Below are 4,324 nucleotides of genomic sequence, written 5' to 3' on the forward strand. Positions count from 1 at the left end.
CTCGCTAACCAATTTCGGGACTGGCTCCACAAGCAAAAAGCCATCCAAAAAAACAATTGACAACTATAGGAGCATCACGTACCGGTTCGGCAAGCATCTGAAATTCGCGATCTCTGACGTACGCTCCTGGATGGCCCAGCAGCACGAACCGTCTGGGAAGCCCAGTACCGTCAATCGGCGGCGAGCTGAGATGTCGCGGCCACGCATCACGATCGGCACCTTCGGCGACATAACGATCCGCATCAGGCCCTCGGGTCAGTTCGAGGCCCGCAACCACCATCGAGACAAGGACGGCCAGTCGCGCCTGGTGCAGGCCACCGGCACCTTAACTAGGGCAGCCGAGCGAGCGTTGAAGGGCAAACGTTCTGAGAGGAAACTGATACAGCCCACGAACGGATATCTGACTCCAGACAGCCCCTTCACCGCCTTGGTGACGTACTCGCTGCACGACGTCGACGCGGAGGGTCGAATCTCCAAGACCACCCGCAATCTGTATGAGCGCAACATGCGCACGCTCGTGGTTACCTATATTTCAATATCTCACGCTGCGCGAGATCGGCGTCGTTCGCTGCGATCAGTTCATCAAACAGATGGCGAAGCTCTCCTACACCCGCGCCAAGCAATCGCGGGTCGGGCTGCGCCTGGCGCTTGAACTCGCAGTGCGGTACGGCGCTCACTCCTCGGCGAGCTCGCGAATACGGGCGTCGTTCATAGGCATGTGCTCGGTCAGCGATTCGGCGCACACCGTGAACTGCGGCAGACGCTCGGGCCGCGATGTGTCGTTGAGATAGGTGTCGGCTTCGCGTTTTTTGGCACGTCGCTCGGCCGCGGTCGTCGTGTGCAGGAGTTTTGACGGGAGGCCGGCCCGACTCAGGCTGCGCTTAAGCCGCCTCGCTGCAGCGTTGACCTCGTCACGGTGTGCCTCGTACTAACGGTTGTAGTACTCGCGAATTTTTTCGCGATTCTTTGCCACCCAGCGCTGCTGCTACTGCTGCTGCTGCTGCTGCTACTGCTACTCACGCTTGCGATCGGGGTGCGCTTCCCGCCAGAGTTTCGCGCGCTCCCTCCCCCGAGCGCGAACCTCGGCTTCGCGGTGCTGGCGAGCTGTGACCCGACGCATCGAGTCGCGGTTGACCTGCCGGGCACAGTCGAGGTGTTCGGCTCGCCAGAGTCGGTTCAGCTCGCGGATCCGGTCGCGGATCCGGTCGCGGTTCCCCGCCACATATTGACGCCGCTTCTCGGCCCCCGGTCAGGCGACTGACCTACCGGCGCTGCGTTCCCATCGGACGGGGACGTTCATGATCGCTGCTACACGGCCGGCGGCGGGGCCAACTCGATAACGAAAGCCAAAAGTTCCAAGCGATGCGCCGTCGGATTCGTGATCACACGTCCGACCGCGATGCGGAGCCGTCCGGCGTTTTCGTGGGCGATCGCAGCGACCGGCTCCAGGCAGTACGCGACGTCGTTCCGCAAGTTGTGGCCGTCATCGTCGACGGTGATCTCCGGACAGTAGAACAGTGCAGCCAGGACGGTGCGGCTGAGCAGATCGTCGAACTGTTCTTGCAGGTTCGTCATAGTGAAGCCTCCTGTGCACGGACGAGTGTGAACCACTCAGGCCGCTACCAGGAGGTATGCCAGCCGTAACTGGCCAGAACGTCAGTTACGCCTCAACACGAGTGCCGGCTCGTTGACGCGCTCTGTACCGTTGGCGACCAGGGCCTGCGACAGCCGACGGCGCGCCGCGGTCCCACGGGGCGACTTCGGGGCAGTCCCATAAGTCGCTGGTCGCTAAAAACACCCTCTGGCTGCACCGTGTCTCTGACATTCGTCCGGATAGTCGCCGTACCCTAGTTCCGGTTCAGACCGTGGCGACGCGTATCGAGCGCAACCTTGAAATGGCTCTCAGCGGCGTCGATCACGGGCGTCGGCGTAGAAGGATCGAACACCCGCAGGAGCGAGAAACGAAAGCTGGCAGGTTGAAGATTTCGCAGCCCGACATCGCCGCCGTGCCCATTGGCCGCGTACGTGCCCCACCGCTGACGGATGCTGTCGGCGCCGTCCGCCTTGCCGACGTACTGGCGTCCGTCGCTGGTGTCGGTGATCAGGTAGATTCCAACCACCGACCCGAGCGCGGTGCGCCAAGAAGCATATCGATGTTCACGCATGACCGCCTGAAGTTTCGCGTGATCGAGCACGAGCCGATCGAAGCCGGAAAACGGCACCGGCTCGGCATCGGCGATGCCCATCACCGGGTAGGTTGCGGCCGTGCTGGCATGCATCCAACAAGCGCGTGGCGATCTCCAGCCGATCACCAGGCGGCTTCGAAGGTCTACTATGCGCTCCGACTCGACCACGTCAAAGATCCGGCGCAGCCCATCGTTGGAGATCTCGCCGCGGTTCTCGACGACAGACCACAGTCGCGCCTGGTCTCCACCTTCCTTGATAAAAAACAACCCAAAAGCGTGGCGGAACGGCCGGGAATCGTTGTGTGGACTGGTTTCGCGTGTACTCGAGAATCTCCGCAGTTGTGGAATCCGCGTGGATGCCTCGTATGCCGCTATCCTCGTGCTCCCGAACGTATGCGTGGCGGATCACTAGGGCGTCGGAGAGATCGATACCCGCGTCAAGCAGAATCGGGCCGAGCGTCAATGTCATTCGTGTGTCTTTCCTTCTTTACGTTTCAGGGTGCGTCGATGATTCCAAGAAGCCGGCCTCCAACCGTCAGCGACTTCGCTGGTTGCTGTCCTGTTTCAGCACCGTGTCCATGGCGAGGGCCGCGGAAACTACGAGCGAGAGCAGAGGATCTTCAAGCGGTCGATGCATCTGCAACACATAGTTATCGGCTTTGGTGAACATCTCCTTGCTGAACCCCGCCCAGGTCTTGGTGATTCGTGCAATCTCGGAGCCGTGTGGGTCCTGAATGCTGAAGTCCCAGGCACGCCAACTTTCGGCGTTGATTGTGCCGAGTGTCTCCCCGCCTGATTCGATGCGGAAGCGAATGTTGAACCGACCGCCGAGCATCGATGCCATCACGCCAAAGTTCTCCTGAACGATCTGACCCAGGGGCGTGCCGTCTTGACGCATAACAGTCACCTTTGATTTCAGAACCGTGGCCGGCCTGGTGAGCGTTAGGATCGGGCGGCCGTCAGTGTCGACAATCTGGAGTCGCTTGGTCTCGTTGTCCCGCCCCACGACCATGCGCGACATGCTGATGCCAAACTGCCGGACGCCGCCGATCTTGTGTCCGTGCTGACTAAAAACCGAATACTCGGCCTTCCTCTCGAACAACTTGGCCTTCTGGTTCACGACCAGGATCTGCTCGGTGAACAGTGTGCCACCGCCTGCAAGTGCGGAATCCGCGACGCCAAGCTCACGGACCTGCTGCTGCACATTCTTGTTGCCTGGCGCACTCTTAACCACCGGCGTGTTTACGTGCGTCGGGTGTGATGCGGCCTGCGTCGGCGGGGTAACAACGGGTGCATCGACCGTCTGCCGGCCCGCCGAGCCGACGTGTTCGCTCCACTGACGACCATCCCACCACCGGTGCTGATGCCGGCCGAAAGGGTCAGGGTACCAACCCTGTGTCGCTTGCTGACTCATGAATGCAGGCTAACAGCGTAGCCACTGCCCTAAGAGGCATTACAGGTGTGAACGCAGACATGCCGCGGACACCATGTCCGCATTACGACCAACTCGAGACGGAGGCGAGCGCTTATGACCCGACGACTTGTGAATTACCGCGTCAGCGCTAGTGTGACGCCGACCAGCAGCACCTTCGCGCCCGCTTCTCAGGCCAGCGCCGTGATCCGCTCCAGGGGCAACGTGCCAGCCAACGACGCCTCCTCGATGATGAAGTGAGACAGATCATGCTGATCCGGTGGCTTAAAACACCAGCTGTGATCGTCTCGATAGGCCGACGAGGTTTGAGCAGCACAACGCGCGGGCCGAAACTCCCTTGAACCAACCGGGCCGCCTAAGTGAGCCCGACCAGGCCCGCGCCTAAAATCACGAGGTCGGCGTCTGCTACATGAATCATCCGCCTCCGTCGCACTCGATCTTTTGCAAGAGTGCGAATCGATTGATACACGAAAATAGGCTCGCGAGAAACTCGAAGCTGATCAGCATTTCTAGGAATTAGTCGGGAATTATCTGGCAAACTCCCGTTGGCCGGAGTACGTTGAGATACGGAACCTAGTTAGCTATTTATTTTCGTTTGATCCCGGCCATTTTGGCGAATGCTCGTGAACAGCAAAGGACATCTTGATACCTGACTCCCTCACCCAGATCCAGTACGACACCATCTACAACGTGTTCTCCCTCGTGA

General features: G+C 60.3%; 5 protein-coding genes and 1 pseudogene. 3 read left to right on the forward strand and 3 right to left on the reverse strand.

Going from position 1 to position 4,324, the window contains the following annotated elements; translation table 11 throughout:
• Positions 1-652 (forward strand): annotated as a pseudogene (locus CXY73_RS22420) (hypothetical protein); the annotation flags it as partial.
• A gap of 264 nt (positions 653-916) precedes the next feature.
• Positions 917-1,261 carry a hypothetical protein gene (locus CXY73_RS00290; RefSeq protein WP_104176420.1) on the forward strand — a complete coding sequence of 115 codons (345 nt, stop codon included), beginning with the start codon at positions 917-919 and terminating at the stop codon, positions 1,259-1,261.
• 47 nt (positions 1,262-1,308) lie between these two features.
• Here CXY73_RS00290 and CXY73_RS00295 read toward each other — a convergent pair whose 3' ends face one another.
• The 3 genes from CXY73_RS00295 to CXY73_RS00305 form a co-directional block, all read right to left on the reverse strand.
• A complete protein-coding gene (locus CXY73_RS00295; protein WP_104176421.1) occupies positions 1,309-1,575 on the reverse strand; it encodes a hypothetical protein in 267 nt (88 codons plus the stop codon).
• A gap of 272 nt (positions 1,576-1,847) precedes the next feature.
• Positions 1,848-2,453: a GIY-YIG nuclease family protein gene (locus tag CXY73_RS00300; RefSeq protein ID WP_233198051.1), complete on the reverse strand. Its 606-nt coding sequence runs from the start codon at positions 2,451-2,453 to the stop codon at positions 1,848-1,850.
• A 268-nt stretch (positions 2,454-2,721) separates the two neighbouring features.
• The gene (locus tag CXY73_RS00305) at positions 2,722-3,600 is read right to left on the reverse strand and encodes a phospholipid scramblase-related protein (protein ID WP_104176422.1); all 879 of its coding nucleotides are present in this window, start codon (positions 3,598-3,600) and stop codon (positions 2,722-2,724) included.
• A gap of 114 nt (positions 3,601-3,714) precedes the next feature.
• Here CXY73_RS00305 and CXY73_RS21710 point away from each other — a divergent pair, with 114 nt between their 5' ends.
• Positions 3,715-3,858: a hypothetical protein gene (locus CXY73_RS21710; protein ID WP_158253957.1), complete on the forward strand. Its 144-nt coding sequence runs from the start codon at positions 3,715-3,717 to the stop codon at positions 3,856-3,858.
• The last annotated feature ends 466 nt before the right edge of the window (positions 3,859-4,324 follow it).

It is taken from the genome of Cryobacterium sp. Y50 (genome assembly GCF_002929805.1).
GTDB lineage: Bacteria > Actinomycetota > Actinomycetes > Actinomycetales > Microbacteriaceae > Cryobacterium.

Coding starts and splice junctions, on each gene's coding strand:
- CXY73_RS00295 (WP_104176421.1), bottom strand. CDS start 1,575: ATGACGAACCTGCAAGAACAGTTCGACGATCTGCTCAGCCGCACCGTC.
- CXY73_RS00305 (WP_104176422.1), bottom strand. CDS start 3,600: ATGAGTCAGCAAGCGACACAGGGTTGGTACCCTGACCCTTTCGGCCGG.
- CXY73_RS21710 (WP_158253957.1), top strand. CDS start 3,715: ATGACCCGACGACTTGTGAATTACCGCGTCAGCGCTAGTGTGACGCCG.